Consider the following 25,280-nt stretch of genomic DNA (forward strand, 5'->3'; position numbering starts at 1 on the left):
TTTCTGCTGAAGGAGGAAAATGGAAGAATCAAGATAACGTTATTGAAGAGATATTACCGAATGGAGAAAGATATGTAAGGTTCAAACCAGTATCTGCAGCGAACACTCCAGCAGCTGTAGAAGAATTGTGCGATTATTTAAGTAGAGAAATGAAAGAAGAAAATATTGAACCACTAATATTAATCGGAACATTTATATTAGATTTTTTAAGTATTCATCCTTTCAATGACGGTAATGGAAGGATGGCTAGATTATTAACATTATTATTATTATATAAATATGACTATAAAGTTGGTAGATATATAAGTTTAGAAAAAGTGATTGCAGAAAGCAAATCAAGTTATTATGAATCTCTCAATAAATCTTCTATAGGTTGGCATGATGGGGAACATAATATTTTTGTTTGGTTAAATTATTTTTTGGGGACCCTATTAGCAGCATACAGAGAATTTGAAGACAGAGTAGGTTTAGTAAAAAATAAGAAGGGAAATAAAAGTTTTAGAGTAGAAAAAGCAATTAAAAGTACAGTAGGAAAATTTGAAAAAGAAGATATAAGGAATGCCTGCCCAGATGTTTCAGAATCTACAATTAATAGAGTATTTAAAAAATTAAAAGAAGAAGAAATAATTGAATTATTAGGAAAAGGAAGAAATGCTAAATGGAAGAGATTAGAGTAATCACGAGGTACTTCGGCTAACATGAGATTAGCGACATCTAGGTATGGAGGATAGAGCAGGGGTGCAGCACTGATTTATGAAATACAGGAGGATTAGCAAAAATAGAGGAGCAATAGTGAGACGTCGCGAATTCCAGGGACGTTAGACGAAATTCTTTGTTTTATCTTTTGAAACAAATATTTTTTGTTAAAAAATACTGTAATTGTTATAATAGTAATATAGGAATAGACAAGGAAAGCGAGGGATAATTATGGTTAGCAAAAAAGAACTAGAAAATAAATTAAAAGAATTAAAACCTTTATTAGAGAAACAGTATAAAGTTAAAAAGCTTGGTTATTTTGGTTCTTATGCTAGGAATGAGGCTAATGAAGATAGTGATGTAGATATACTTGTAGAATTTTCTGGTGATGTAGGTTGGGAGTTTTTAGATTTAAAAGATTTTTTAGAAAATAATTTAAATACTGAAGTAGATTTAGTTACAATGAATGCTTTAAAGCCTCAATTAAAAGATGAGATATTAAAAGATGTGATTTATCAATGAGAAGAGACAATTTATTTATAGAAGATATACTGGATGCTATGAATAAAATTTTCAAATATACTGAAGAGATGGATAAAGAAGAATTTAAGAAAAACGAATTAGTAATTGATGCTGTTTTAAGAAATATTGAAATTATAGGTGAAGCTTCTAATAAAGTTTCTGATGAAATGAGGTCTGATTGTCAAGATGTTCCTTGGAGTAAAATGATAGGTTTAAGGAATATAGTTATTCATGATTATTTTGGTGTTGATTTAGATATTATTTGGGAAGTTATTACTGTTAATTTACCAGAAACTAAACCTAAAATTAAAGAGATATTAAAAGATTATCCATTATAAAAGCGGGGCAACCTGCTTTTTATTTATTATGAGGATACAGGACTTCGTCTAACATGCGATTAGCGACATCTAGGAAAGAGGGGGAGGCAGGGTCACGCACTGACTTATGAAATTTAGGAGAATAGGCAAAGTATAGGAGCAGTAGCGAGACGTCGCGAATTCCAGGGACGTTATATGAAAGAGCTAAGATATTGATTTTTAGTTATAGAATCCAACAAGTAAGAGATCACTATTTTCGAGGGAAGGTTAGGAAATAGTGATTTTTTTGTAGGTTTAAGATTTTTAATAGAAAATTAGAGAAGATAATAGAGCTTTTTTAGTTACTTATTTAAAAAGAAAATAAATTGGATTTGAAAATCTTTCATTAAAACCTCAGTTAGGTGAAATACCCACTTCTCATATATGGGATTTTTTAGTTTATCGGCGGAAATCAACTTAATAAAATGTTATAATATTCATATATTATAAAAATAATGGTATTTAAAACTTTTGCGATTTTGTGGAGGGATTGAATTGTTAAATAAAAAGTTAACTTGTATATTACTTTTAATCTTTGTTTTTTTAAATGTTTTGTGTATAACTGTTTTGGCTGCTGAAGAAACCAAAATTAAAAATGGAGTGGTTTATGGAAATTATATGGTTACTGAAGAAAATGTTGAAGAAGCGGAAAAAATAAAAATAATAAAGGGTTATTTAGGATTTAAAGCAAGAGAAATTGATATGCCTAATTTAGAAAAAATCGGAAAAGCTTTATTTATAATAAATCAAAGTAGTAAAGTGGAAAAAATAAATCTACCTAAATTAAAAGAAATGGGACATTTATTAATATCATATAATATAAATGTTCCTGTGAATTTGGAAGAATTATATTTACCTAGTTTAAAAAAATCAAAGATGGAATACGTGTTAGACATGTTTTTAAAACTTTTCAAAAATTAAGATTACCTAATCTAAAATATGTGGGAGGAAGTATTAATATTGCTGATAACCGAGAATTAAAATCTATAGATTTTAATTCTTTAAAAGAAGTAGGTGGCATAAGTATATCTCGCAATGATAAAGTTAATTGCATTAATCTAAGTTCTTTAAGGGAAACAGACCCAAAAAGAGGTAATTTAACCATTAGAAATACTAATATAAAAAAGTTGAATTTAAGTAATTTGAAAATTGCTAATCATATAGCGATAGCAGATAATGATTTTTTAAAAAATGTTTATTTAAACAAATTACAACTTGCAGAAAGCGGTTTTTATATAGGTCAAAATAAAAAGTTAGATGAAATTTATGCTCCTAAATTAGAATATATTGGAGCTTTAAAAGGTTTTTCAATTAAAAGTGGTAATGTTAGAAAAAAAACTATTGTAATTAAAGTAAATCAAATTCCTGATTATAAAGGCAAAATTAAAAACATAAAGTTTTCAATCATTAACAAGGAGGAAATTAAAAAATGAGTTATGATGAAGTTATAGACGAAGCTATTAATTTAATTAAAAGTTTTGAAAATGCTGATTTATATGCAGTTGAAATTGGTGACGAAGACTTAAGTATAAATCGAGAAGAATTACAAGTTCATGAAGATAGCACAGATAATTTTGCTGTAGGTTATGGGTTAGATTTATCAGTACGTGACAGAGGAGAAATTGAAGACGTACTTGATGAAACTAATAATCAAGCTATAAATAACAATGAAGTAGATATTTTTGATTATGACGATTTTTTAGATGCAGTAGAAGAAGTAAAACGTTTAGCTGAAGAAAATCATGAACAGAGATTAAATATATTTATGAGAGAACATTCAGAAGAATTGCAATTACCGAGCGTAGGATATGCTAGTATTTTATTTGATGTAGTTGCAAGCGATATGTATAGTTATGTAGAAGGAGTTGCTAATAATGGAGTTGATGAAGATTATCACAGTGACTTAACTGGAAGAGAAAAAAGTGCAATATTTTCAATGGTTTATAACTCAGGTTATAATTTGTTTTTTGGAAAAGATGAAGATAATAACATTGATTTTAATGATCCTTACAATTCTACAGAAAATTTAAGAGATTATATTGATAATAAAAATGATGACAATATGGAAGAAGCATTAAAAGCTAGAACAAGAGTTTGGTATGAACTTAGATATAATAGTAGTAGCGAAGCTTGGAATGAAGAACCAGGGGGTAGAGGATTAGCTAAAAGAAGATACTGTGAAGGGGATATATTTGGATTATTTGCATATGATGAAGATGAAGTAGATACTTTATATGATGGGGATGAATTAACCAGTGAAGAAGCAGGATGGATTTTAGAAAAATTAAGAGATGATGATATAGAAAAGGATGGAGTTTCAAGTATTGAAGCGATAGCAGAACATTTTTGAAGATAATTATTATTCTCCTGACTTGGTAGAAGATTCTAGAATGGTTGGCGATGAAATGTCAGAGGTGTCAGATATTATTACTGAATTAGAAGATGCTATAGATCCAGTAGAAGAAATTCAAAATGAAGCGGAAAATAATGATAGAGAGTTAGATAATCTAACTTATAATTTTTTAAAGAAATATGATGAAAAATATGGCATAGTATTAGATGAAGAAAGACCAATTTATCATAGTGTTAAAAAGATTGAAAAAGACAATGATATCCTGATTTTTCCCTTAATGAATAAGTTAGTAATAAATGCAGAAAAAGAAGAAAAGAGAGTGAGGGGCGAAGATGATGAGCTATATAAGTCAATCAAAGGGCTAAAAAACAGATGTAAAGAAACTTTAGAAGAAGTTATTAAAGAAAAGGGTGGTTATAAAAGACTAGCCTATAAAAATGACAATAATAAAGATTTGGAAGACCGTAAATTAAAGGAGAAATTAATAGATAATTTTAAGCCTAGACCATTTAATGCTCCTGATATAAAAAAGAGTCATGAGTTTTTTAAAAGTTTTATTACAAAAGAAGATAAAGAAAAGCAATTAGCTGAGAAAGAAGAAAAAGAGAAACAAAAATTAGAAAAAATAAAAGAAGAGAAAGAAAGGAAAAAGCGGATAAAATTAGCTGAAAAAAGGAGAAAAGAAGCAAAAGAAAGAATTAAAAAAAGAGAAGGTTTCATTATTGTTTATGAAGATGGAGGACATAAATTAAAAAGAAGAAAAGATCATTATGGAGTTTGATCTTTTGAAAGAGACTTCACCTAACATAGTGTTAGCGACATCTAATTTAATAGCATAAAGCATAGCTGCTAAAATTTATGAAGTCTGAGTTTTTTAAGCTCAGATTTTTATTATTATACGATACGTCGCGAACCCTAGGGACGTTAGACGAAAGAACTAAATTCATTTATAGGAATTATTTTTTGATAAATAATAAGTATGAAACAAATAACTAAACTAGATAAAATAGTTTGATAAATTATTGATAGATGAGAGATATGATTTACATACTTTTTTAATATATGAGGTAAGATTTCGTGAATAAAGAAAAGGTCGATGAATTAAAAGAACTCAAATCTGATGTAATAATTAAAGAATTAAAGGAAGAGATTGATATTTAAAATTATTTTGTAAAGTGTTAAAATAATTATTTGATTGATTATACATAAAATTTTATGTATAATATTATTAAGAAAAGAAAATAATATATCATGAAACAATTGTGAATAAGAGTATATAATATATTGTGGAGGTGAAGGAAATGGCAATGCTAGAGATAGATCGAGATAATATGGTTTCTTCTTCTGAAGTTGTACGTAATTTTAGTAAAATGCTTGATAAATCTAAAGAAAATCCATTATTTATTATGAGAAATAATGATATTGAAGGAATAATGATGGATATAGAAGAGTATGAGATGTTATTAGAAAAAATAGAGTATTTAGAAAACTTATTAGAAGATGAGTATATTGAAGATGGAATCAAGGATAGAAAAAAAGAATTTGATTTAGACGATGCAATTGAAGAAGAAGAAATTATGGAGATGTTGGATAAATAGGGGGCTTAGAAATGGAAATAATTTTTCATCCAGAAGTCAAAGAAGATATAGAAGAATTAGATGGGAGTGTGAGAAAAAGATTTAAAAAGACCTTAAAGAAAATAAAAAGAGCTCCCAGATTAGGAAAGCCATTAGGGAATAAAGGAGAAATTGATTTATCGAGCTGTTTAAAGATGTATTTTAATAGCAAAAAATATAGAGTAGTATATGAAATTTTAGACAATAATAAAATTATTATTTGGTCAGTAGGGAAACGTGAAGCAGAAGTAGTATATTTTAATGCTTATAAAAGAATATTGAAAGAAGGAAAAGAGGAATAATCCTCTTTTCTTTTTTTAGATATCAATCGGATAAATCATACAAGATTATTATTAAAATCTTGCATATGATAAATATTGTTTAATGGGGGATCGTTCCATCGTTTAACATGGGCTTAGCGACATCTAGGTATAGAGAATAGGGCAGGGGGACGCAATGACTTATGAAATTTAGGTGAATAGGCAAAGTATAGGACCAACAATGAGACGTCGCGAACCCTAGGGACGTTATGTGACATTTTGCTTGAAGGTAATTGGGCTTAAAAAAATAAAAACTTCTTAGGTAAAATCAAATACTAAGAAGTTAGATAGAAGTAGTATTTTGTTTTAACCATTGTGTTAATTCACTTTTAGATAAATTTTCAGCTGATAGTTCTATTATAATTTTATAAGTTTCTTTTTCAGAAGCAGATATTTCATAGCCATTATTTTGTAGAAAAGTATCCATAGCAACTAAAGCGACACGTTTATTACCATCTATAAATGGATGGTTTTTGCATAAATTAAATCCATAAGCTGATGCCATTTCAAAGATGCTATTATGCAAATAGTTTCCATCAAAAGAACTTTTGGGTTGTTGAATAGCAGAATCAAGGAGGCTTTCATCCCGGATACTTGGGCTTCCTCCATAAATTTGTATTAATTGTTCATGAAAATACAATATAACTTTTTAGGAATGAAATTTACATTTTTCATTTAGATAATTCCTTTAATGTGTTTTTGAATTTTTTATTGGTTTTTTCAAATGATTCAGTCCACTCTTCAAATTCAGGATCATAAGGAGTTAAGGTGAACCCATCTTTTTGTTCAATAAGATGAAGTTCTTCTCCTTCTTCTAAATGGTATTTTTCCATAAGTTCTTTTGGAATAGTAAAACCGTAGCTATTGCCAACTTTACGAATTTTTATAGTTTGCATTATTATCACCTCACTTATATTATAACATTTGTATTATATAATATTCAAGCAAAATTAAAATTGATAGGCATCAGAAAAATCGTTAGAAATATTTTAAGCAAAACATCACATAACATGGGCTTAGCAACATCTAGGTATAGAAGATAGGGCAGAGTTGCAGCACTGACTTATGAAATTTAGGTGGATAAGCAAAAGTAGAGGAACAGTAATCTTATTGTATATTTTAATTTTTATTATTTTTTGCTTTGCATTAGCTTTAGGAGCTACTCAAGAGGAATATGATGTTATTACTTCTCCCAACCAAAATTATAATATTGTGTGTGTAGAATATGATGAAGGTGCACTAGGGGGAAGTATTGAAATAAATTTAGTTAAAATTAATACTAATAAGAAAGATACTAATGTAAGAACTTTATACAAAAGACGTTGGGGAGAAAGACCTTCAATTGCATGGATTGATAATAATATTATTAAGTTATTATATTTTTGCTAAAAGGAGATGTTGAATTTGTTGAAAAAAATGTATAATACAGAAGTAGAATATGTTAAGTTATTCTCGCAAAGTTATGAAAGTAATAATATTATAAGGTTTGGCGATGATTATATACCAGATATGTATACTCATAATTTTGTATTTATAAAAAAAATCAGGGAGTAGCCAAAACTAAAGAGATGATTTTAAGCGAATTAGAACAAAGAAAAAAAGTGGGGTCAAACTTTTTAAGAGTTGAATTTAATTTTTCTTTAGATAATGACCTATTGAATGAATTATTTATAAAACCACAGGTAACAAAATATGATTATATGTATATAAATCCTAAGCTAGGTGACAAATTAATTGGTAATCAAAAATGCATTATTAGAAAAGCAGTATCACGAGCTGTTTTAGACGATGGAATAGAAGTGGATATTGTAGCAAATGAACCTGATATGGGAAAAGATTTTGCAAACAGGCGAATATCTAGAAAAGCAGAAGTATATAAGAAATCAGATATAGATTTAAACTTATATGTTTGTTATTATGATAACTCCCCCATTGGAAACTGCGAGTTTATGCTTAATGATGAAATTGCTAAGATAGAAGACTTTGATATATTAAAGAAATATCAACGAATGGGATTTGGAACATCAGTCATCAAACATTTATTAAATGAGGCAAATAAAAGGGAAATTGATATAGTTTATCTTATTACTGACAGTGAAGATACTGCAAAAGAAATGTATAAGAAATGTGGATTTAAAAAAGCAGTAGAAAAGACAGAATTATTTTTTGATTTAAGTTAGTTGAATAAATTCGTACATCAGATAACATGGAGTTAGTTACATTCAGATTTTTAGTTAGAAGTGGAACCAGGGATGACTTATGAAATTCAGCAGTTAGAATGTAAATTGAGATGGGGGAGCGGAACGTCGCGAACACTAGGGACGTTATATCAAATTCAATATTAGACTATTAGTTTTAACGAATATTAGAAAGGATGATGATAGTGTTAATATTAGATAAACCATATGTATCAGAATTTTTAGAAGATACAATACTAGAACTAAATTTACCCGTTTTAAAGAATAAAGCTGCAAAAGAATTTAAATTAAATGAGGATATTAATTTTTTAGAGGAAAAAGAATTTGTTAATAAAGTTAAAAATGAGGAAAGTTTAATTTATAGTAATTCAGAAAATCCAATTAACTGGATAACTAATCACTTATCTTTTACTGACTTACCTGAAAAAATTGATATTTTTAAAGACAAATATCAATTCCGCAAATTATTAAGAGATATGTATCCTGACTTTTATTTTAGAAAAGTAAGTTTTGATGAACTAGACCAAATAGATATAAATGAAGTCAAAATCCCTTTTATTATTAAGCCATCAGTTGGATTTTTTAGTATGGGAGTTTATCAAGTCAATAGTGCTTTAGAATGGGAAAAAGTTAGAGGGGAATTAAAAAAAGAAGTTAATAATATGAAAGACAATTATCCAGAAGAAGTGATAAATACAAATGAATTTATTATAGAAGAAAATATAGAAGGAAAAGAATTTGCAATTGACCTTTATTATAATGATGAAGGGAAACCAGTGATTTTAAATATTTTAGAGCATATTTTTTCTTCGGGAGAAGATGTAAATGATAGGGTTTACATAACTTCTAAAAAAATAATAGAAAAGTATCACAATTCATTTTTAGATTTTTTAAATGAAATGGGAGCATTAATAAATTTAAATGGATTTCCAATGCATATAGAATTTAGAGTTGATAATGATGAGAATATAGTTCCTATTGAAGTAAATCCGATGAGATTTGCGGGTTGGTGCACGACGGATGTAGCTTATCACGCTTATGGAATAAATGTATATGAATATTTTTTTAAGCAGAAAGAACCCAATTGGGAAAAAATACTTAAAATTAAAAAAGATAAAATTTATAGCATTGTTGTTGCAGATTTGCCTAATGATATAAATGTCAATGATATTATAGAGATTAATTACGATAAGTTTAGTTCTTATTTTGAAAATACTTTGGAAATGAGAAAAATAGATTATAATAAATATGGAGTTTTTGCTTTTCTATTTGCGGAAACTAGCTATGATAATTGGGGAGAATTAGAAACAATATTAAAATCAGATTTAAGAGAATATTTAAAGTTCAAACATTAAAATAAGTGTTAAACCAAAATATTGAACTTCAGATAATAATATGGGCTTAGTAATATCTATGTTAAGATGATAGGCAAAATATCACATATTTTTATTATGAATTTGTTATATATTTCATTTGCAAACTATAAATCCAGGGAGAAATTTTATGTTTGAAGAAATTGATGAGAAGAAAAGAAAGATTGAAGAGAAAAGAGACCTACCTGATAAAACCGTAGAAAGTATAAAAGAAAAATTAATGCTAGATTGGATTTATAATTCCAATGCTATTGATGAGTTCGGTTTCTTGAATAATAATAAAGATATTAGAAGAACTAAGCTGAAATAAAAGAGGAGCATAATAATGAAAAAAAGAAAAATATTTAGATGGACTATAATAGCAATATCATTTTTGTTAGTTATTAGTATAACTTTTATAATTGGAAGTAGTTATTTTGAGCATAAGAAGTTAGTAGAACAGGAAAAAGAAGAATATCCAGCGCCAGGTACTCTTGTGGATGTTAATAGCGATGGGAAAAAGCTACATGTCTATGCAGAAGGTGAAGGAAGCGAAACTCTTGTTTTTATGGCGGGGCTTGGAACTGCTTCACCAGTATATGATTTTAAAGTACTTTACAAGAAACTATCAAAGGATTACCGAATTGCTGTATTAGAGCGAGCTGGATATGGTTGGAGTGATATTACTTCTAGTCCCCGAGATATTAATACTGTTCTTGAAGAAACTCGTAGAGCATTGCGTCTTGCTGGAGAAAGCCCTCCTTATGTTTTGTTTCCACACTCTATGGCTGGATTAGAGGCATTACATTGGGCCAATCTTTATTCAGAAGAAGTTAAAGCCATTATTTCATTGGATGCTATGGTGCCGGGGTATATTGAACAAATAGAAGATAAAGTTTCTTTGTCACCTGTAATTACCTTCTTAGCACGTAGTGGTTTAATGAGAAATGGCCCAGATATTTTTGAAAAGAATTTTGTAGCTATGAAAAAAGGACATTTAACAGAAGAGGAAGCTGAAATTGCCAAAACAATATTTTTCCGTCGTGTTCAGACAAAGAATATGCGAGAAGAAGTGGAGATGATAGAAAGCAACTCTCAGATAGTGTCTAATCAGGGAAAACCTGATGTACCTTTCTATGCTTTCATTTCTACTGACAGTAGTGAAGAAGAATCGTGGAAAGAAAGTATAATTTCTTATACAAAAGCAATTGATGGAGGATATTCTATTTTAGATGGACACCACTACATTCATCTTGATTATTCTGAACTTATTGCAGAAAAGAGTAGGGGATTTATTGAAAAATAAATTTTAATATTATTATTTATAATAATATTAAATTAGAGTGAGGTTAAAAGTGTACCATTTTCATCACATAACAGCAGATTAACAACATCCTAGTCTATAAACATATATTAAGGGGGGGATAAATTATATAAGTTTTATTTTAAATTAGAGGTTGGAAGCGTTATCGGGGACGTTGCAACCTCCAGAGATGGATGTGAAATATACTATTACACTAGATATAAAAAGGAAGTGAACAAATGGAAAAAGGAGAAATAAAAAAATCAATTGAAGATATGTTTAGAAAGCAAGTAAGAAAAGATTCTAAAGTGAAGAATGCTTATTTATTAGTTTATTCGAAGAAGTTAGATTTTCATATGAATATTGCAGAAGGTTCAACAGGTGATATGCCTGCAAATTCGCAACAACCTAATTATATGGCTAGTGTTGGTAAATTATTTACATCAACTATAATTAGTATCTTATATGAAAAAGGAGAACTATCTTTTAATGATAACATTAGAAATTATTTAGATGCTGAATTATTGAATAATCTTCATATTTATAAAGGTGAAGATTATACAAATAGTATTAAAATCAAACATCTTTTAAAACAAAGATCAGGTCTATATGATAATTTTTGGCCACTATTAGATAAGATTCTTAAGGATAAGGAATTTAATATAAATCCACGAGAAGCTATTATCTGGGGTAAAAACAATTTAAAACCTTATTGTCCACCTGGGAAGAAGACAAAATATACAGATACTAATTATCATCTTTTAGGATTAATTATTGAAAATATCACTGCTAAACCATTTTATGAGGTATTGAAAGAATATATTTTTATTCCGCTTGGAATGGATAAATCATCTATGCTTCACTATTCTGATCCCATAAAAGAATACACATATCCAATTGCACATTTTAGTATTGATGAGACAATAATGAATGATTTTAAAAACTTTGCTGGACTTGACTATGCTGGTGGTGGAGTTGTAGCTACTAATGATGATTTACTTAAATTTATGAAGGCTTTAGTGACAGGGCAAATAATTTCAAAAGATACTTTAGAAACAATGAAGAATGATTCAAATAAATTATATTTTGGTATAGATTATGGTTATGGCATTTGGCAATTTAAAACTATTCCAGTTTTGATGCCCAAAAAGTATAATTGCTGGGGATGTGTTGGTGCAACAGGGGCATTTATATTTTACCATCCAGGATTAGATGCTTATTTGATTGGGAATTTTAATGATCTATCTTATAAAACTAAAGGTCTTAAGTTTATGATAAAAATAATAAAAAAGTTGTTAAAAGTGGCACATAACTAAAATGGTTGTAGTAGTACATTTCACATAACAAAGGGTTATCGATATCATTTAATAATAAAATGAAACTAGGAAGTTGAAAGGGGAGTAGCATGTTTAATTATTACTAGCATAATTTTTATTTAGAGCAATTCATACCATATAGTAGTTTATAAATTTGATAGTACAATGAATATAGATTATTATACAGATAGAATAAAATAAAAACGGCTAAACGTTTGAATCAATCTCCTTTCTTATATATAATCAAAGACAACTACTATTTATTGCAGATGGGGAGGAGTAATCATGAATGATAAACTTAATCATTTAATCAAAGATTATGTAAGTAATTATAAAGACTTAAAAGATACAGAAACTGATTGGCGCGATCCAGTAATTGGTATTGCAGATGCTGATGACCCGATGTTTTTAGAATTAAAAGAAGTAATCAGCTCTTCTCATGCTTTACCTACTGATTTTATTGATGATGCTAAATCTGTAATAGTATTTTTCTTGCCCTTTGAAGAAGAGGTTGTTAAAAGTAATATTCAAGATAAGCAGAGTTCAAAAAAGTGGGATTATGCTAAGATTGAAACAAATAATCTTATTGAGGATTTAATTGATTATATGCAGGCTGAAATAGAAAAAATGGGTTATAAAGCTACTTCATCTAAAGACCTGCCGCCAACTTATAATTATGATGAAGAAGAATTGATAAGTGATTGGTCTCATCGGCACGTGGGGTATATTACGGGGATGGGGACATTTGGTATTAATAATATGTTTATTACTGACCAAGGAAGTTGTGGGCGAATGGGAAGTATAGTGACTAACTTGTCATTAAAGCCTACAGAAAGAGATGACCAGGAAAACTGTTTATATAAATATAATGGAAAATGCAAGGTATGTGTTGATAGATGTGTAGTTAATGCTATTTCTACTGAAAATAAAGATGGATTTGTTGATAGAGAAAAATGTTATGAGCATATTTATGAAGATCCTCCGGAATATTCTAAAGGAGTAGGAGATGCTTGTGGCAAATGTAAGTCTGGAGTGCCGTGTTCTACGACTAATCCAGTTAAAGAATTAATAAAAAAAGACAACTAATAGTTTTGTACTTATCGAAATTTTATAATGCTTTACTGCATATAAGGTGAACTTGTCATACTGTTTGGGTTAAGGGAGGAAAAGTAATATTGAATTTAACAGAAATCGAAGATTTAATACCTGAATGTTGTACTGCTGCTAAAATAGACATTAATGAATGTTATAGAAAGGAAAAAAGAGCTTTAGAAGAGTTTGCCCCTTCTGTTAAATCAATTATTGTTTTAGGTCATCATATTATAAATGCTCGTGAATGGATCTGGACTCACATGAAATCTGAAAGAGGAAATTGTACATGTATAGCTGATTTGCATACTAAAGATATTATAAAGAAAATCAAGAATTATGTTGAAGACGAAGGATATAATTCTAAAATAATTCCTTATCCAGAAGTTAGTGGGGTAAGATTTAAAAAACTTGCTGCCAAAACACATATGGGAGAAATAGGCGATAATTTTTTATTTTTACATAAAGATTGGGGACCTTGGATTCACTTGAGAGTTCTATTAACTGATGCTAAAATAAGTAGTAAGCAAGAAAACTCTATGGATGAAGTATGTATTCATTGTGGAAAATGTATTGAAGCTTGTCCAGCAAATGCTATAAGTCAAAATGGTTTTGATAGTCAGAAGTGCAGGGAAAGACAAGAAGAATTAAATAACGCTCATAGTTGTGAAATATGTGCAAGAATTTGTCCCCTTGGAGAGACACCTGAAAAAATCAAATTAGTTCAAGTTGATGAATAATGAGAATAGATGTAGACAATTAAGATAGTGGACTAGATGGGTATAACTGTTATTTAAGACAAGAAAAATTCAAGGAGCGATTTAATATGGGAAATATAGATAATCCTTTTTTGAAAAATAGTAAATTAGCTAAAAATACTTCTATAAATAGATTGGAAATCATTGATATACCTGATGTTGATATTGATGCTGAGGTAAAAGGGAAAAAAGGTAGAGAAGTTATGTCCAGCCCTGTGTTGATAGAATATATAAAAAATGATGCCCAACGGCTTAAATTAGATGTAGATGAGATCCCTGAAGTTGAATTACCAATTTATTTAAATCAATGTTTGGAAGCAGAAGATTTAGAAGTTAGGCTGACTGCAGAAAATATAGCAAGACGTTTAGGGAGAAATTTAGGATATATTTTACTTGTGCTTAAAAGAGGAGATGAGATAAATCAACAAGCTAGAGAAGATTGGATTCAAAAGCATTGGGATTATTGGCAGCAGGTAGAGAATATAATTTTTACTGGTGGGTTGTGTAATGGTAATTTGGGCCAAAGGCTTAAATATTACATAGCGAAAGTATTTGATGAGGCAAACACTCCCAAGTATGAAATCAAGATTGCACAAAAGCCATCACTAGTATCTATAATAGGGGCAGCCCGGCATATACCTCAGAAATATAATAGCGCTTTAGTATTTGATTTTGGTCAAACTTTAATCAAACGAGGAGTAGCTAATTATCAAGGCGAAAAGTTAAAAGCAATTGATCAATTGTCTTCTTTAAAATCTAAGTATGTAGAGGCTAGGACATTCGAAAATGAAAAGGAGGAAAAAAGGGCAGCAGAAAAGTTAAAAGATTATATTATTTCTGTTGTTAAGAGAACTTGGGAGCAAGTTGAAAGTAAAGGATTTAAACCTTGTGGAACAATTGCTATAAGTATAGCTAATAATTTAGTCGATGGCAAATTTTTTGGCGGAGGATATGGCAAGTTAAGATTGATCGAGAATGATGTACAGCAAGTAATAGCAAAGAAGTTGAGTGATTTAGTTGGTGAAGAGATAGAAGTTTTATTTATCCATGATGGTACTGCAGCTGCAGATGCTTTTGCAGAGATTAATGATTCTGTGATGCTTACTTTTGGCACAGCTATTGGAGTAGGTTTTCCCCTTAAGAAAGACAAATTAAGACCCCTTGCCAGCGATCTTAATTTGTAGTGATCGGGATGATAAATGAATAAACTTAAGGAGAAGGAATATTGAGGAATAATTTAATAACTATTATAAACTGAACTTGAAAAAAGGAATTTGACTCTAACAACAGAAATTTAACATATGAAGAAGTAAAGATTAAAAAATTGATAGAGAATTTTATTTCTCATATAGTCTTTATTTTGATCAATAAAGAAATAGTTAATTTCAATTAAAATAATTAGTAAAAAATATAGTAATTAAATTTAGTTTGTTAAACTAATTAAGATATATGAGGTGTTATTAATGAAAAGTATAGATAATATTAATTTAAAAAAGCTCATTCAAAATAAAGATTATTATCCTTCTCCTGATGCTTGGGAAGAAGAAGTTCTTTATTTTTTGTTAGTTGACAGATTCTCTAATGGAGTTGAAGAAGAACAGTATGATCCGAATTCAGATTATGAAAGTGCTTTTGCTAGTGAAGATAGTCGCAAAGATTGGGAGCGGGCTGGTAAAAGATGGAACGGCGGGACTTTGAATGGGATTAAAAGCAAATTAGATTATTTAGAAGAACTAGGGATTACTGCTATTTGGGTTAGTCCAATTTTAAAACAAGTTGCTTTTGAAGAAACTTATCATGGTTATGGAGCCCAGAACTTTTTAGAGATAGATTCTCACTTTGGTAGCAAAGAAGAGCTTAAGGAATTAGTAGATGCTGCTCATGAGAGAGGTATTTATGTTATTTTAGATGTGGTATTAAATCATACTGGAAATGTATTTCAGTACCAAGAGAATAGCCCTTGTTATGATGGGAGTGAATTTTCTATTAAAGGGTTTAATGATGGAACAGGTAGTCCAACTATTTCTGTTAGTGAACCTGACTTTGACAAAGCTTGGCCCGATGGTGGAGTTTGGCCCAAAGAATTGATGAGTGCAGAAACTTTTTCGCAGAAAGGAGTCATCTGTGATTGGGATAATTTCCCTGAGTATGTTGAAGGGGATTTTTTCACTTTGAAAAATATTGATACAGGATATTATCAAGGTGATGAATTTGTTCCTTCACAAGCGTTAAAGAATTTAACAGAAATATTTAAATATTGGATTGCTTATGCTGATTTAGATGGTTTTCGTTTAGATACAGCTAAACATCTGTGGACAGGAGCAGTGCGGTATTTTGCTACTCATATTCATGAATTTGCTACTAGTATTGGGAAGAAGAACTTTTATATTATTGGTGAAATCACCGGTGGAATGGAAGCCGCTATTGATAAAATTAAACATACAGGTCTTGATGCTGCTTTAGGAATTAATAAAGTTCCTGAACGTTTAGAACAATCAGCTAAAGGATATACTAGCCCAACTAAATTTTTTAATGTTTTTAAAAATATTAATTTACCAATTGAAGATCATTATAAATGGTATCGTGACAATGTTGTTACTATGTTTGATGATCATGATATGGCTACTCAGCCTGATTTAAAAGAAAGGTTTTGTGCTAATGAAGAGACGGCTGATTTATTATTGAATGCTTTGTTTTTAAATTTAATGTCAGTAGGGATTCCGTGTATTTATTATGGAACTGAACAAGGTTTTGATGGCAGTGGTAGAGATGATAAATATGTTAGAGAGGCTATGTTTGGGGGAGAGTTTGGAGCATTTCGGAGTAAGGGCAAACATTTTTTTAATCAAGAAAATCAAATTTATGATGAATTATCTAAAATTATAGAAATTAGAAAAGAATATATTACTTTGCAGCAGGGGCGACAATATTTAAGAAAAGTTTCTTATGATGGTAGTAATTTTGTGCTACCTACTAAAAATGATTCAGCTAGATATACAGGATTGATTGTGTGGTCGAGGATTTTAAGTTCTCAAGAGATAGTTTTAGCAATTAATTGTAGTTTAGAAAATAAACATCAAGTAGAAGCAGTGGTTGAAAAAGACTTACATGAGCTAGGAGATAAATGGGAATGTATTTATTCTTGTCAAGCTGAACAGATCGGTTCTGAGTCTCAAATTTATAACAAGCAAGATAATAATGTAATAAAAGTATCTGTTCCCCCTAGTGGAGCAGTAGTTTATAAACCTAAATCTTAAAGCAAAATCTTTCTTATAGAGATAAATAGCTTTAAGTTTAGATATTGTGTTTTTTACTTGCTTCTTTAATTAATAAATTGAATAGTTCTTTAAAACAAGGATGAAGATGGGTTAAATCTTCGGGATGCCATTGAACTCCAATTACAAAATCTTTATCTACAGCTTCAATAGCTTCTACTATTTCTCCTTCTGTTTTAGCTATTACTTTAAATCCTGGGGCCAACTCTTTAATAGCCTGATGATGATGAGAATTAACATCTAACTGCTGGCAGCAGGCAAAATTGCATAAACTACAATTCTCTTCAATCTTGACAGTATGATGGACATAATTTTCATCTCTCTTATCTGGCAAATGGACTAAGTTATCATCATATTGTGCAATAATATCTTGATATAAACTGCCTCCACGAGCAACATTGATCAGTTGCATTCCCCGACAGATACCTAAGATTGGGATATTCTCTTCAAAAGCTAGCTCAAATAGTTTCATTTCCCAACTATCCCGGCGAGGGTCATTGTCTTCAACATGGTCAGTGACAATATTATCATAGTGATGCGGGGATACATCTTGTCCACCACTCAAAATAAGTCCATCAATTAATTCAATATAATCTATGGCTGTGCGCAAATCATTCATCAGTGGAATTAAGATCGGAGTTCCTCCTGCTTCAGAGACTACTTTCATATAGCTACATCTAACTTTATTATAATGTTTATTATTAACTTCTTGTTTGCAAAATGTAGTAATTCCAATTACCGGTTTTTTAATTTTGATCACTCTCCCAATGATTTCTATCTTTTATAGCAGAATTTATTTTTGCTCATAAATTAATTTTATATTATAATTTGTTGTAGCTTTAATAATAACATAAAATACTTTAAATTACCAAACTTGTAGTAAGTAATTATATAATTCTCAGTTGTTTAAGGTTAGAGAAAGAGAACCATATTTTTTTATCTAAAGTAGTTAATTATCTCTAAGATAAATAATTTTGTATTGAGAGTTATTATGATAATAATTATGATTATTTAATCTGGAGGCTAAAAGATGTGTCAGAAAAACAAATCTGATGATTTAAAAAAAGTTAATTTTGATCGATATGTAGCATATTTGGATTCCCCAATTGGACTATTAGAGATTCAATCTAAACAAGAGAAGATAGTTGAGCTTAATTTTAGGAAAGAAAAAAGATATAAGGAGCAATTAGATTCTACATTGATAGAAGCTCAAAAACAATTAAATGATTATTTTAGCGGGGAAAGAAAAGAATTTGACTTAGCACTAAAAATAACTGGAACTGAATTTCAAAAAGATGTGTGGCAAGAGCTAATGAAAATTCCATATGGGCATACAGTATCATATAAGGATATAGCAATAGCTATAGGAAATAATAATGCCTATAGAGCAGTAGGGAATGCGAACAATAAGAATCAAATTCCAATTATTATACCGTGTCATCGAGTAGTAGGAAGTAATGGTATTGGCGGCTACGGGGCTAATACCTCTCGTAAAAAGTGGCTCTTAGAACATGATAAAAATAATTTAAAGGGGGATAAAGATGAATAATAAGCAAGAAAAAATATATAGTTTTAAAAACGATTATAGCGAAGGTGCACATCCTAATATTTTGCAGGCCTTAGCAGAAACTAATGCAGAACAGCAGGCTGGTTATGGGCAGGATGATTATTCTAAGAGGGCTAGCAATATTTTGCGCAAGGAAGTGCAGGATGAAAATAGTGATATCCATTTTGTTTCAGGTGGAACACAAGCTAATTTGATAGTAATAGCATCAATATTAAAGCCTTATGAGTCTGTAATAGCAGCTGATACAGGACATATAAATACTCATGAAGCAGGAGCAATTGAGGCTACAGGACATAAAATAAATACGGTTGCTACTAAAAATGGAAAATTATCTCCGGAGAAGATTGAAGCATTATTAGAACAGCATACTGATGAACATATGGTTAAACCTAAATTAGTATTTATTTCAAATTCAACAGAATTAGGAACAATATATACTAAAAGAGAACTATCTGAATTATATTCATTTTGTAAAGCAAATGATTTATTATTATATTTAGATGGAGCTAGATTAGGTTCTGCTTTATGTTCATCTAAAAATGATTTAAGTCTAGCTGAGTTATCAAATTTAGTGGATGTCTTTTATATTGGTGGTACTAAAAATGGTGCTTTATGTGGAGAAGCAATAATTATCAATAATGATGATTTAAAAGATGATTTCAGATTTTATTTAAAGCAGCGGGGAGCTTTATTTGCTAAGGGGAGAGTATTGGGCATTCAATTTGTTGAATTATTTAAAGATGATTTATTTTTCTCTTTAGCAGAACATGCTAATGCAATGGCAGATAAGTTAAGTCAAAATATTGCCGGTCTAGGATATGAGTTTTTAACTGAAACTAACTCTAATCAACTATTTCCTATTTTCCCAAATACATTGATTGATAAATTAAGTGAAAAATATTCTTTTCATATTTGGTCTGAAATTAACAATCAACGGTCTGCAATAAGATTAGTGACTTCTTGGGCAACTAAAGAAGAAATGGTAGATAGATTTATATCTGATTTAGAAAAGTATAGCACTTACAATTAAGTGGAGGGATACAATGACGCAGAAAAAGTTTAAATTAATTTTATCACTGATGATAATTATTGGAATGTTGCTGGCAGTAGTTGTAGGATGGAATGATTATTCTCCTACAATATTATTATCGATTGCTGTGATAAGTATGGTTTTATTTTGGATCATGGAAAGTAAATTAACGAATGTGATTGAAGATGAGCGGACTACAAAGATTGAAGGAAAAGCAGCTAAATCAACTTTAATGTTATTTGTTTTAGCGGCTAGTGGGACTAGTCTTTATTTATCGGGTACAAGAGCAGGCATGATCTTGATTAGAAGTATCAGCAGTATAGTATTATTATTTATAATATTTAAATTTTATTATCAAAGAAAAATGTAAGCGGCTAAATTTAATGAATAATACAAAATTAAGTTTGACAAATTTCGATAAGATTATTATAATATAGGTGAAATTAAATAAGAGTAATAATTTTAAGTGGAATATAATCCATATAACTAATTAACTAATAAGAATCCACATTATCGGGGGAAAGCTTTCTCGTCTTAGCGAGAAGGTTGTTTCTAGATAAGGTGGATTCTTTTTTTATTAGCAGTGGTGAAAACGTTAACGCAATCGTTTTCAAAGACGAAATAAGGAGAGTGGATATTGTGGCAGTCACTATCAAAGATATTGCTAAAAAGGCAGGTGTTTCCCCGACAACAGTTTCGCGAGTATTAAATAATAAACCAGATGTGAGTGATGAAACTAAAAAAAGAATTCAACAAGTAATTGATGAACTAAATTATAATCCTAATGGTATAGCGCGGGGATTAGTGCTAGATAAAACACATACTTTAGGACTAGTGATTCCTGATATAAGTAATCCATTTTTTCCTGAAGTAGCAAAGGGAATTGAAGATAAGGCTAAAGAAGCAGGCTATTCTGTTATCTTTTGTAATACCGATAATCACACCCAAGGTGAGAAAGAAGCAATTGAATTGATGAAGAGTAAACAAGTTGATGGAATGATTGTTTCCTTAGCTATTAATGATCAAAATAAAGAAGAATTAGATGAATTAGCTGCACAGGACTTCCCAGTAGTTCAGATTGATCGTAAGATTCCGGAGTCAGGTTTTCCAGCAGTAGTAATTGATAATCAGGCTGCTGCTTATAAAGCTACAAAATACTTAATAGATTTAGGTCATCATAAAATAGCCCATATTAGTGGTGATTTAGAAGTTAAACCTGCCCAAGATAGATTAGCTGGATTTAAATCAGCCCTTCAAGAAGTAGGACTGTCTTGTAAAGAAGAGTTGATTAGAGAAGGTGATTATAGTAGTCAATCAGGTTATAGGGAAATGAAAGAACTTTTAGATCTTTCTGAACAACCCACAGCAGTGTTTATTGCTAATGATTTAATGGCTTTAGGTGCTTATGAGGCAGTTTTTGAAGCAGGTTTAAAGATCCCAGAAGATATTTCAATTGTTGGTTATGATGATATAGAAGTAGCTTCTGTTATTCGGCCTGCTTTAACTACTATCTCTCAGCCGGAATATCAATTAGGAGTAGAAGCATCAAAATTATTAATTAATAGTTTAGAAAGTAATGAGCAATTAGAACAAGAAGATAGAATTTTAGCAGCAGAATTAGTAGAGAGAAATTCGAGTACTAATAGAAAATAATGATGATTTTAGTGGGGTTTCGAAAACGTTAACGAGGTTGATATTACAAGGGAAGGAGGAATTGAAATGTCAGGAGGTATTTTAGTAATTGGCAGTATGAATATGGACTTAGTAGTCCAAACTAAAAATTTCCCAGAAAAAGGTGAAACAGTAGTAGGGAAAAATTTTGCTCAAGCTCCAGGAGGCAAAGGAGCTAATCAGGCTTTAGCAGCTGCTAAATTGGGTTCAGAAGTTAAATTTATTGGAGCTTGTGGTAATGACTACTTTGGTGAAGAAGTAGTGGATAGTTTAAAAGCAGGTGGAGTTAATACTGAAGATGTTCATAGATTAGATGTAAGTACTGGAATTGCTAATATTACTGTAGAAGAAGATGGTGATAATAGAATTATAATTGTTCCCGGAGCCAATAATCAATTAAGACCTGAAGTAATTGCTAAGCATGAAAATGAAATTAAAGAGGCGGAGTTAATATTATTGCAATTAGAAATCCCAATAGAGACTATTGAAGAGATTATTGATTTAGCTGCTCAGTATGAGACTAAAGTATTATTAGACCCCGCTCCAGTCAAAGACTTAACAGCTGAGATTTATAGTAATGTAGATTATTTGCTGCCTAATGAGGGAGAGTTGGAGTCTTTATTTCCTAATCTAGAGAGTAGAGGAGCTCGAGCTAATAAGTTACTTGAGTTAGGGGTAGATAAAGTATTGTTAACTAAAGGAAAGCAGGGGATAACTTTATATAGTACTGATAAAATCAAAAATTATGGTGCAGTAACAGTTGATGCTGTAGATACAACAGCAGCTGGCGATGCTTTTGCTGGTGGATTTGCCCATGGTTTACAGCAAGGTTGGAGTGAAAAAGAAGCTATTAATTTTGCTTCTCAAGTTGCTGCCTTATCAGTAACTAAAGAAGGAGCTCAACCATCATTGCCTACAACTAAAGAAGTCAGAAAATTCAAACAACAAAGGGGGTTGGAAGAATGAAGAAAGATGGTATTTTAAATAATCAGTTATCGCGATTAATAGCCGAGATGGGGCATAAAGATAGATTGGTAATTTGTGATTCAGGGTTGCCAATTCCTCAAACAGTAGAAAGAGTTGATTTGGCTTTAAAACCTGGTACTCCAAAATATAAAGAAGTCTTAACGGCTGTACTAGATGATTTAGTAGTAGAAGGAGCTATTGTAGCTCAGGAAATGAAAGAAGAAAGCCCGCAGTTGTGGGAAGAGACTAAGCAATTGTTGGCTCAATTTGGAGTAGAAGAAATTGAAACTTGCTCTCATGAAGAGTTTAAAAAGTTAACTACTACTACTAAAGGAATTGTAAGGAGTGGTGAAGTAATCCCCTTTGCTAATATAATTTTAATTTCGGGAGTTGATTTTTAATGAGCGAAGACTTAATTTTGGAAATGAAGAATATAACTAAAACTTTTCCCGGAGTCAAAGCTTTAGATAATGTAAATTTGGATTTGTACAAAGGAGAAATTCATGCATTATTAGGAGAAAACGGTGCAGGAAAATCAACACTTATGAAAGTATTAAATGGTATTCATCATCAGAACAGCGGAGAAATCTATTTTAAAGGACAGGAGGTAGATTTTGCTGGTCCTAGAGAAGCGCAGGAGGCTGGACTATCGATTATTCACCAAGAATTAAAACTATTACCTGATTTAACAGTTGCAGAAAATGTATTCTTAGGCCGAGAAAAGGTAAATGGTATTTTTGTAGATTTTGCTGATTTAAAAGAGAAAACAGCTGATGTTTTAGAGCAATTAGGAGTAGATATCGATCCTGAAACTAAGGTTAGAGATTTGAATATCGGTAGTCAACAAATGGTAGAGATTGCAAAGGCTATTTCACAAGAGGCAGAAGTACTAGTGATGGACGAACCTACCTCATCTTTAACACCTGGTGAAGCAGAATTGTTATTTGACTTGATAGAACGTTTAAGAGAACAACAAATCTCTATCATTTATATTTCTCATAAAATTGAAGAAATATTTAAACTTTGTGATCGAGTTACTGTGCTGCGTGATGGGGCAAAGGTAGGAGAAGTAGAAGTAGCAAATACTAATCGTGATCAACTAGTCCGAATGATGGTCGGGCGAGATATAACAGAAAGATTTCCTGAAATAGAGAATAACCGTAGTGATAAGATTTTAGAAGTTAAGAATTTATCTGTACCTGGTAAAGTAAAAGATGCAACTTTTGATGTTTATAAAGGAGAGGTATTAGGAATTGCTGGTTTGATGGGAGCAGGAAGAACAGAATTAGCAAAAACAATTTATGGTGCTTTTAAACCCGAAAGTGGCGAAATATATTATAAAGGTGAAAAAATTGAAATTAATTCCCCAAAAGAGGCAATTGATTTAGGCTTTTATTATCTGAGTGAAGATCGTAAAGAGGAAGGATTGGTATTAACTGAAAGTGTAGAACACAATATTTCTTTATCAATTTTAGACCGCATTAAAAATATAGGTTTGATTGATCAAGATCGAGAAGGGGAATTGGCCCGCAAATACATTGATGATTTAGCTATAAAGACTCCTGATGAGAAAAGAGAGGTTAAAAGTCTCAGTGGAGGGAATCAACAAAAAGTTGTAATTGCTAAAGTTTTAAGTACCGAACCGGAAGTAGTGATTTTAGATGATCCAACTCGTGGAATAGATGTAGGGGCAAAGCGAGAAATTTATAACTTAATCAATGATTTTGTTGAACAAGGAGTAGCGGTGATTTTGATTTCTTCTGAATTACCAGAAGTATTAAATTTAAGCCACCGTATTTTAGTGATGCATGAGCATAAAATTGCAGGAGAGTTAGATGGTGGACAAGCAACTCAGGAAAAAATAATGAATTTAGCGACAGGGGGGAGCATAAATTGAGTCAACAATCACAAGAACAACCTCAAGCTGGAGTTGGTGCTACTTTGCTAGAAAAAATAAAATCAGCTACTCAATTTAAAACTGGTCTTGGTTTATTAGGAATTATAGTTGTTTTATCTCTTTCAAGTGAGTATTTCTTAACAGTTACTAATTTATTTAATATAGTTACTCAGACTTCAATTAATGCCTTACTAGCTTTTGGAATGACTTTTGTAATCTTATCTGGTGGTATTGATTTATCCGTAGGTTCTGTAATGGCTGTAGCTAGTGCAGTAACTGCTGGATTATTGACTAGTGGAATGAATATGGTAATTGCTATTATTGGTGGTTTAATTGCTGGAACTGGCTTAGGATTATTTAATGGTTTAGTAATTTCTCGTTTAGCAATGCCGGCTTTTATTGTTACTTTGGCGATGAAGAGTATTGCTCGTGGTTTAACTTTGATTTATACTGATGGACGTCCTATTTCTGGCTTTAATGATGCATTTCAGTTTTTAGGAGGTGGTAAGGTAGGGCCAATTCCTGTACCTGTTATAATCTTAGTTATTGTATTAACTATTTGTTATATTGTATTAAAGAAAACTCCATTTGGACGTTATGTTTATGCGATAGGTGGTAGTGAAGAAGCAGCAGAATTATCAGGAATTAAAACAAAGGTGATTAAGACTACTGTTTTTGCTATTAGTGGTTTTATGGCTTCATTAAGTGGGATTGTACTTGCTTCAAGATTAAATTCGGCGCAACCGACAGCTGGAACAGGATATGAATTAGATGCTATTGCAGCTGTAGTTTTAGGTGGTACAAGCTTAACTGGTGGTCGTGGTGGCATTACAGGAACTTTGATTGGTGCTTTGATTATGGGTGTTATTAATAATGGTTTAAACCTATTAAATGTATCTTCCTTTTATCAGTTAGTAGCAAAAGGTACAGTTATTTTACTTGCTATTTATTTAGATAGACGAAGCAAACAAGCTGCATAAAAACTAAAGGGGGTT

31 protein-coding genes are annotated in these 25,280 nt (G+C 30.6%); 28 read left to right on the forward strand and 3 right to left on the reverse strand.

Annotation, left to right across the window (positions count from 1 at the left end; translation table 11 throughout):
• The 9 genes from JOC47_RS06830 to JOC47_RS06870 all read left to right on the forward strand — a co-directional run.
• On the forward strand, positions 1 to 677 hold a 677-nt coding region (locus JOC47_RS06830; protein WP_204701318.1), incomplete at its 5' end, for a Fic family protein.
• A 250-nt stretch (positions 678 to 927) separates the two neighbouring features.
• Entirely contained in the window at positions 928 to 1,218 is a 291-nt protein-coding gene (locus JOC47_RS06835; RefSeq protein ID WP_204701319.1) for a nucleotidyltransferase family protein, read from the forward strand.
• Positions 1,215 to 1,556 carry a HepT-like ribonuclease domain-containing protein gene (locus JOC47_RS06840; protein ID WP_204701320.1) on the forward strand — a complete coding sequence of 114 codons (342 nt, stop codon included), beginning with the start codon at positions 1,215 to 1,217 and terminating at the stop codon, positions 1,554 to 1,556. Before JOC47_RS06835 ends, JOC47_RS06840 begins: the two co-directional genes overlap by 4 nt.
• Positions 1,557 to 2,069: 513 nt before the next feature.
• Positions 2,070 to 2,495 (forward strand): hypothetical protein, encoded by a 426-nt coding sequence (locus JOC47_RS06845; RefSeq protein WP_204701321.1) that lies wholly within the window; start codon positions 2,070 to 2,072, stop codon positions 2,493 to 2,495.
• Between the two features lie 20 nt (positions 2,496 to 2,515).
• A complete protein-coding gene (locus JOC47_RS06850) occupies positions 2,516 to 3,007 on the forward strand; it encodes a hypothetical protein (protein WP_204701322.1) in 492 nt (163 codons plus the stop codon).
• Entirely contained in the window at positions 3,004 to 3,924 is a 921-nt protein-coding gene (locus tag JOC47_RS06855) for a hypothetical protein (protein WP_204701323.1), read from the forward strand. Before JOC47_RS06850 ends, JOC47_RS06855 begins: the two co-directional genes overlap by 4 nt.
• A gap of 40 nt (positions 3,925 to 3,964) precedes the next feature.
• Positions 3,965 to 4,708 (forward strand): hypothetical protein, encoded by a 744-nt coding sequence (locus JOC47_RS06860; RefSeq protein ID WP_204701324.1) that lies wholly within the window; start codon positions 3,965 to 3,967, stop codon positions 4,706 to 4,708.
• A 520-nt stretch (positions 4,709 to 5,228) separates the two neighbouring features.
• Positions 5,229 to 5,525, forward strand: a complete 297-nt coding sequence (locus tag JOC47_RS06865) for a type II toxin-antitoxin system Phd/YefM family antitoxin (RefSeq protein WP_204701325.1) — start codon at positions 5,229 to 5,231, stop codon at positions 5,523 to 5,525.
• A gap of 11 nt (positions 5,526 to 5,536) precedes the next feature.
• Entirely contained in the window at positions 5,537 to 5,845 is a 309-nt protein-coding gene (locus tag JOC47_RS06870; RefSeq protein WP_204701326.1) for a type II toxin-antitoxin system RelE family toxin, read from the forward strand.
• 301 nt (positions 5,846 to 6,146) lie between these two features.
• Here the strand turns inward: JOC47_RS06870 and JOC47_RS06875 are convergent, their stop codons facing one another.
• Together JOC47_RS06875 and JOC47_RS06880 are read right to left on the reverse strand one after the other, a co-directional pair.
• Positions 6,147 to 6,503: a type II toxin-antitoxin system death-on-curing family toxin gene (locus tag JOC47_RS06875; RefSeq protein ID WP_239550972.1), complete on the reverse strand. Its 357-nt coding sequence runs from the start codon at positions 6,501 to 6,503 to the stop codon at positions 6,147 to 6,149.
• A 31-nt stretch (positions 6,504 to 6,534) separates the two neighbouring features.
• Positions 6,535 to 6,759, reverse strand: coding sequence for an AbrB/MazE/SpoVT family DNA-binding domain-containing protein (locus tag JOC47_RS06880; protein WP_204701327.1), 225 nt, complete (start codon positions 6,757 to 6,759; stop codon positions 6,535 to 6,537).
• Positions 6,760 to 6,928: 169 nt separating this feature from the next.
• Here JOC47_RS06880 and JOC47_RS06885 point away from each other — a divergent pair, with 169 nt between their 5' ends.
• The 11 genes from JOC47_RS06885 to JOC47_RS06935 all read left to right on the forward strand — a co-directional run bounded on the left by JOC47_RS06885 (position 6,929) and on the right by JOC47_RS06935 (position 17,136).
• Positions 6,929 to 7,252: a DUF5412 family protein gene (locus JOC47_RS06885; RefSeq protein WP_204701328.1), complete on the forward strand. Its 324-nt coding sequence runs from the start codon at positions 6,929 to 6,931 to the stop codon at positions 7,250 to 7,252.
• A gap of 15 nt (positions 7,253 to 7,267) precedes the next feature.
• A complete protein-coding gene (locus JOC47_RS06890; RefSeq protein ID WP_204701329.1) occupies positions 7,268 to 7,417 on the forward strand; it encodes a hypothetical protein in 150 nt (49 codons plus the stop codon).
• A 14-nt stretch (positions 7,418 to 7,431) separates the two neighbouring features.
• Positions 7,432 to 8,043, forward strand: a complete 612-nt coding sequence (locus tag JOC47_RS06895; RefSeq protein WP_204701330.1) for a GNAT family N-acetyltransferase — start codon at positions 7,432 to 7,434, stop codon at positions 8,041 to 8,043.
• A 194-nt stretch (positions 8,044 to 8,237) separates the two neighbouring features.
• Positions 8,238 to 9,416, forward strand: a complete 1,179-nt coding sequence (locus tag JOC47_RS06900) for an ATP-grasp domain-containing protein (RefSeq protein WP_204701331.1) — start codon at positions 8,238 to 8,240, stop codon at positions 9,414 to 9,416.
• Positions 9,417 to 9,564: 148 nt separating this feature from the next.
• Positions 9,565 to 9,744: a hypothetical protein gene (locus tag JOC47_RS06905; RefSeq protein ID WP_204701332.1), complete on the forward strand. Its 180-nt coding sequence runs from the start codon at positions 9,565 to 9,567 to the stop codon at positions 9,742 to 9,744.
• A 15-nt stretch (positions 9,745 to 9,759) separates the two neighbouring features.
• Positions 9,760 to 10,719, forward strand: coding sequence for an alpha/beta fold hydrolase (locus JOC47_RS06910; protein WP_204701333.1), 960 nt, complete (start codon positions 9,760 to 9,762; stop codon positions 10,717 to 10,719).
• A 236-nt stretch (positions 10,720 to 10,955) separates the two neighbouring features.
• Positions 10,956 to 12,032, forward strand: coding sequence for a serine hydrolase domain-containing protein (locus tag JOC47_RS06915; RefSeq protein WP_204701334.1), 1,077 nt, complete (start codon positions 10,956 to 10,958; stop codon positions 12,030 to 12,032).
• A gap of 285 nt (positions 12,033 to 12,317) precedes the next feature.
• Positions 12,318 to 13,118 (forward strand): epoxyqueuosine reductase, encoded by an 801-nt coding sequence (locus tag JOC47_RS06920; RefSeq protein ID WP_204701335.1) that lies wholly within the window; start codon positions 12,318 to 12,320, stop codon positions 13,116 to 13,118.
• Positions 13,119 to 13,207: 89 nt separating this feature from the next.
• Positions 13,208 to 13,861, forward strand: a complete 654-nt coding sequence (locus tag JOC47_RS06925; RefSeq protein ID WP_204701336.1) for a 4Fe-4S binding protein — start codon at positions 13,208 to 13,210, stop codon at positions 13,859 to 13,861.
• An 86-nt stretch (positions 13,862 to 13,947) separates the two neighbouring features.
• Positions 13,948 to 15,063: an ROK family protein gene (locus tag JOC47_RS06930; protein WP_204701337.1), complete on the forward strand. Its 1,116-nt coding sequence runs from the start codon at positions 13,948 to 13,950 to the stop codon at positions 15,061 to 15,063.
• 279 nt (positions 15,064 to 15,342) lie between these two features.
• Entirely contained in the window at positions 15,343 to 17,136 is a 1,794-nt protein-coding gene (locus tag JOC47_RS06935; RefSeq protein WP_204701338.1) for an alpha-amylase family glycosyl hydrolase, read from the forward strand.
• 37 nt (positions 17,137 to 17,173) lie between these two features.
• On the opposite strand, the gene JOC47_RS06940 is transcribed toward JOC47_RS06935, so the two are convergent.
• Positions 17,174 to 17,914: a gamma-glutamyl-gamma-aminobutyrate hydrolase family protein gene (locus JOC47_RS06940; protein ID WP_338035333.1), complete on the reverse strand. Its 741-nt coding sequence runs from the start codon at positions 17,912 to 17,914 to the stop codon at positions 17,174 to 17,176.
• A 270-nt stretch (positions 17,915 to 18,184) separates the two neighbouring features.
• Here JOC47_RS06940 and JOC47_RS06945 point away from each other — a divergent pair, with 270 nt between their 5' ends.
• The 8 genes from JOC47_RS06945 to JOC47_RS06980 all read left to right on the forward strand — a co-directional run bounded on the left by JOC47_RS06945 (position 18,185) and on the right by JOC47_RS06980 (position 25,265).
• Positions 18,185 to 18,703, forward strand: coding sequence for a methylated-DNA--[protein]-cysteine S-methyltransferase (locus tag JOC47_RS06945; protein ID WP_204701339.1), 519 nt, complete (start codon positions 18,185 to 18,187; stop codon positions 18,701 to 18,703).
• A gap of 13 nt (positions 18,704 to 18,716) precedes the next feature.
• Entirely contained in the window at positions 18,717 to 19,751 is a 1,035-nt protein-coding gene (locus tag JOC47_RS06950; RefSeq protein WP_204701526.1) for a threonine aldolase family protein, read from the forward strand.
• 13 nt (positions 19,752 to 19,764) lie between these two features.
• Positions 19,765 to 20,121, forward strand: a complete 357-nt coding sequence (locus tag JOC47_RS06955) for a DUF2178 domain-containing protein (protein WP_204701340.1) — start codon at positions 19,765 to 19,767, stop codon at positions 20,119 to 20,121.
• A gap of 269 nt (positions 20,122 to 20,390) precedes the next feature.
• Positions 20,391 to 21,404, forward strand: coding sequence for a substrate-binding domain-containing protein (locus tag JOC47_RS06960; RefSeq protein ID WP_204701341.1), 1,014 nt, complete (start codon positions 20,391 to 20,393; stop codon positions 21,402 to 21,404).
• Positions 21,405 to 21,470: 66 nt separating this feature from the next.
• Entirely contained in the window at positions 21,471 to 22,388 is a 918-nt protein-coding gene (gene rbsK / locus JOC47_RS06965; protein WP_204701342.1) for a ribokinase, read from the forward strand.
• Positions 22,385 to 22,789 (forward strand): D-ribose pyranase, encoded by a 405-nt coding sequence (gene rbsD / locus JOC47_RS06970; protein WP_204701343.1) that lies wholly within the window; start codon positions 22,385 to 22,387, stop codon positions 22,787 to 22,789. Before rbsK ends, rbsD begins: the two co-directional genes overlap by 4 nt.
• Entirely contained in the window at positions 22,789 to 24,285 is a 1,497-nt protein-coding gene (locus JOC47_RS06975; RefSeq protein ID WP_204701344.1) for a sugar ABC transporter ATP-binding protein, read from the forward strand. The genes rbsD and JOC47_RS06975 overlap by 1 nt, the downstream gene beginning before the upstream one ends.
• A gap of 44 nt (positions 24,286 to 24,329) precedes the next feature.
• Entirely contained in the window at positions 24,330 to 25,265 is a 936-nt protein-coding gene (locus JOC47_RS06980) for an ABC transporter permease (protein ID WP_204701527.1), read from the forward strand.
• The last annotated feature ends 15 nt before the right edge of the window (positions 25,266 to 25,280 follow it).

The sequence above is a fragment of the Halanaerobacter jeridensis genome (genome assembly GCF_016908315.1).
In the GTDB taxonomy this organism is placed as follows: Bacteria; Bacillota; Halanaerobiia; order Halobacteroidales; family Halobacteroidaceae; genus Halanaerobacter; species Halanaerobacter jeridensis.